Raw genomic sequence first — 4,453 nt, 5'->3', positions numbered from 1 at the left:
ACATATTATTTTTCCATTATTCGCGTTGATTGGGGTAGGGATATGTCTGCATCGTTTATTGAAACTAAGCTTATCTACATTATCAACGTTAACGATTTATGTTTTGCTCCCAGCTGTATGTTTTGTTAACATTTACAAAAGTGATATATCTGGAACTTTAGTTGGTCAAACGCTTTTATTTTTATTGCTTTTTAATTTACTTCTTATAATCATCAGTATCCTGCTTGCTAAAGTAAATCGATTCGATCGCCAGTTGTCATCTACTTTTAAAAATAGTTTTGTTTTAAGCAATTCAGGAAACTATGGTCTACCAGTAGGTGAACTTGTTTTTTCTTCCAATCCAGCCGGTATGGCAATCCAAATCATCGTTTCTATTTTTCAGAATTTGCTTACCTTCACGTATGGATTTTATAATTCGGTTTCCGCTCAAAGCAGTGGGAAGGATATTGTTTGGAAAATTCTCAAGTTACCAGTTATTTATGCCTTGTTACTTGCTGTTTTACTACGCTGGATGCATATTGATATTCCTGATTATTTATGGAAACCAATTGAAAATACTTCTAATGCTTTTTCGGCCATTGCTCTTATCACACTGGGAGCCCAAGTAGCTTATTTAAAAATTACCCGTATTTCCAAGCCGATTGTGTGGATGGTCATTGGCCGTCTTATTATTTCCCCTTGTATTGCATGGTTAGTTATTTTTGGACTTGGTTTATCAGGTACAATTGCGCAGGCACTTTTTATTGCTAGTGCCTTTCCGACGTCAAGAAACAGCGCGCTGCTAGCACTTGAATACGATAATTATCCAAATGTCGCTTCGCAGGCTGTTCTGCTTACGACTATCCTTAGTAGTACTACTGTAGCAATTGTTATCTATTTAGCCAAAATCCTTTTTTAGAGCGCGTTTTTTATACCTTTACTAGTTTCAGAATTTGATAAAACTAATATGGAGAATAATAGAAGGATAGATAATCGTGAATGATATCAGCGATTGTCTATCCTTTTTTCCTTATCAGCTTTTAATAAAAGTATCTATTTTGGAATTAACTAATGCTGTTTCTTCTAAAAATGGGTACTGACAACTATTGGGGAGGGAAGGGCTAATATGTTTCGTTAGCTAATTGATTTTAATTCACTTTCTAATCATTTCTTAATACTTCTCTAAATTTCTATTAGCTTTTTAACCATATCTTATAAAGTAATGAAAGATTTTCAGGGGAGGAATGTTTAGTGAAAATTGTAATGGTACCGTCAGGCTTTAAAGAATGTTTGGATGCGGAGGAAGTGGCGTTAGCGATGGAGCGAGGGGCAAGAAAATTTAATCAAACGTTTGATTTAGAAGTTGTTCCGATGATTGATGGAGGAGAAGGGTTTGCCAAAACAATTGTGAGCTTAAAAGATGGAGAGCTCATTTATAGAGAAGTGACGGGTCCGATAGGAGAAAAGATTGTCAGTTACTTTGGAATCTTTGTGGAGGGTGATAGACGAACGGCTGTGATTGAAATGGCCGCTGTTGCGGGGTTAAAGTTAGTGCCGCGCAATCAAAGAAATCCGTTAAAAACGACAACATATGGTGTAGGAGAGTTGATTCGTTCTGCCCTCGATTTTGGTGTCGACCATATTCTCATCGGTTGCGGTGACTCAGGTACATCCGATGGAGGAGCAGGATTAGCTCAAGCATTAGGTGTTCGATTTTTAGATAAGGACAAACAAATGATCGAAGTCCATGGTGGAGAGGATTTGATAAAGGTCGACTCGATTGACATGACACAGCTAGATCAACGATTAGGGAATGTGACCGTCGATGTTGCTTGTAATTGGCAGAACGTGTTATGCGGAGAGAAAGGGGTCGCACGTGTTTTCGGTCCTCAAAAAGGAGCAACATCCCAACAAGTAGAGCAATTATCAGCAGCGTTAGAACATTATGCTTCTTTAATTCAAGAAGAGTTAGGGATGGATGTCCGATTACTTCCAGGAAGTGGAGCATCGGGTGGACTAGGTGCAGGACTAATTGCTTTTACAGGTGCTGTATTGCACCCTCGCTTTGATATTATTATGGACTACATTCATATAGAAGAAAAAATTGCGACAGCAGATGTGGTCATGACAGCGGAAGGAAGTTTGGATTTTCAAACGCCAAATGGAAAGATTCCGTCAGAGGTTGCACGAATTGCTAAAAAACATAACATCCCGGTCATTGCTATCACCGGTACGATTGGTGAAGGAGCCGCTTTAAACTATCAGGCAGGTATCGATGCTTATTTAAGCATTATTCAAAAGCCGACATCTTTAGAAAAAGCGATGATAAAAGCGCCGAAATGGATTGAAGAAAGTACAGAATCTGTGTTAAGACAAATCGTCATTGGCTTGGAAATGGCCGAGAAGAAGCTGATTAGAGAAAGGATTTAGTCATATGATTACGAGAATGGACAAATACGTACCAAAACAAAAGCGAATCTATACGTGGCTCAATCAAGTATCTATCAAGCTTTTAGCTATACTAAGTGTGCATGTTTTTTTCTTAGTGCTTATTATGCTGATTGATGAGCTAGATTACCGTGCCAAAGTATCCTTATTTGCTTTCTTATCAGCAATGACCTTGTGGATTGTGACGAAGTTTCCTGCCGGTTTTGTAGCCATTGTGCTTATTTTATTCATTATCCTATTAAAGGCAGGAAATCCGGAATTATTATATAATGCGCTCGCAGAGGAAGTAGTGTGGTTAATGATTGGCTCGTTTATTATTGGGGAGGCAGTGAAACAGTCGGGATTAGCTGAACGATACAGCCAGTACTTACTGAGCCATTCCAAACAAAAAAGTCATGCACTGTTTGGTATCACCTCGATTTTGTTCGGATCCGCTTTTTTTATTCCGTCTACTTCAGGAAGAGCAGCTTTATCGATGCCCATTATCAAACAGCTTCATTCGAAATTTTCTCCGAAAGAACAAAGTGTGTTGGCGATTATGGCGCCTGTTATTATATTAATGAGTACATCGGCTACTTTAATTGGTGCAGGATCTCATATTATTGGAATTAGTTTGCTTGAAAATACGGTTGGTGAATCAATTTCATATATACAATGGTTGATATGGGGTAGTCCATTCGCTCTATTTATTACACTTATTTCATTTACTATAATAAAATGGATGTTGTGGCCGAAAGATGGGTCAAAGGAGATGGAAGACGTAAAAATACAGGAAATTTCTGTATTGAGACAGCCTTTGAATAAAAGTGAAAGAAAGACTGTGATGTTAATCACGTTTTTAATTATAGGCTGGGTGACAGAAAGTCTTCATGGGTATGGTATCGCATTGATTACCATGATTGGTGCCGTTCTATTTATGTTGCCGAATTATGGTATCGTTAGTTGGAAACAAGGGATGAAATCAGTCTCTTGGAACTTGATTATATTTGTCGCTGCCGCAACTGCACTTGGAAAAGTATTAGTAGATACAGGGGTCGTTCATTGGATTGAACAAAAGATGTTTCATATATTACATTTGTTGGTGGGGGCGCCAGAATGGTTAATTGTGTTTGTTATTTTACTTGTAACGGTCACAAGTCATTTGTACATTACTTCTCATACAACGCGTGCTGTCGTTTTTATTCCGAGTTTAATAGTTTTTAGTGAAACAATCGGAGTGAATGCTGCGACAGTTGTTTTTTTAGGCTTAATAGGTATGAATTATTGTGTAACGTTTCCTGTTAGTTCGAAAGCGTTATTACTGTTTTATGAAGAAGGGGACATTTCGTATGATACGAAACATTTAGTGAAAGTGAGTGCGGTTCTAATGCCCCTTTATATTTTAATTACAATGATGTTTTACTTTTCTTATTGGCAGTGGGCGGGGATGGATTTATAAGAGGTGAAGGAATGAACCATCATATATTAATCATTGAAGATGATGAAAAAATTGCACGAGTGATTCAGTTAGAATTAGAGTACGAAGGATATGAAGTAAGTGTGGCTCATACAGGGCGAGAAGGGCTGTCTATTGTCGAGCAGAAACAGATTGACTTAGTCATTTTAGATGTGATGATTCCTGAGTTAAATGGCATGGAAGTATTAAGACGAATTCGTCATATGAGCAATGAAATCGTTGTGATTATGTTGACGGCGCGCAGTTCTGTCTACGATAAGGTGAACGGACTTGACTTGGGCGCGAATGATTATATGACAAAACCATTTGAAATTGAAGAATTGCTTGCTAGAATTCGGGTTAATCTACGTTTTAAGCATAAAAGTGAACTTTCCCAATCAGAGTTGAATATCCTTCATTGTCATTCTATTACTATTCATACAAATACGAGAGAAGTATATAAAGGTGAAAGAAATATAGAATTAACGCCACGGGAATATGATCTTCTGCTTTATTTAGTGACAAACAAAAATAGAGCGCTTGAAAGAGAACAAATTTTAAATCAAGTATGGGGATTTGACTACTATGGAG

The 4,453-nt window shown here is 37.6% G+C and carries 4 protein-coding genes; all 4 read left to right on the top strand.

Annotated features, from left to right (window positions below; translation table 11 throughout):
- Nucleotides 1–898, top strand: an 898-nt coding sequence (locus tag V7068_RS20710) for an AEC family transporter (protein ID WP_499714359.1), incomplete at its 5' end; no start/stop codon positions are given.
- Between the two features lie 332 nt (nt 899–1,230).
- Nucleotides 1,231–2,409: a glycerate kinase family protein gene (locus V7068_RS20705; RefSeq protein WP_499714358.1), complete on the top strand. Its 1,179-nt coding sequence runs from the start codon at nt 1,231–1,233 to the stop codon at nt 2,407–2,409.
- A gap of 4 nt (nt 2,410–2,413) precedes the next feature.
- Nucleotides 2,414–3,865 (top strand): SLC13 family permease, encoded by a 1,452-nt coding sequence (locus V7068_RS20700; RefSeq protein WP_499714357.1) that lies wholly within the window; start codon nt 2,414–2,416, stop codon nt 3,863–3,865.
- A gap of 11 nt (nt 3,866–3,876) precedes the next feature.
- A partial coding sequence (locus V7068_RS20695; protein WP_499714356.1) for a response regulator transcription factor occupies nt 3,877–4,453 on the top strand: 577 nt, incomplete at its 3' end.

Origin of the sequence: Bacillus sp. JJ634 (assembly GCF_036962285.1) — a bacterium.
In the GTDB taxonomy this organism is placed as follows: Bacteria; Bacillota; Bacilli; order Bacillales; family DSM-1321; genus Peribacillus; species Peribacillus asahii_A.
This window is presented reverse-complemented; position numbering and strand designations above follow the sequence as displayed.

Coding starts and splice junctions, on each gene's coding strand:
- V7068_RS20700 (WP_499714357.1), top strand. CDS start 2,414: ATGATTACGAGAATGGACAAATACGTACCAAAACAAAAGCGAATCTAT.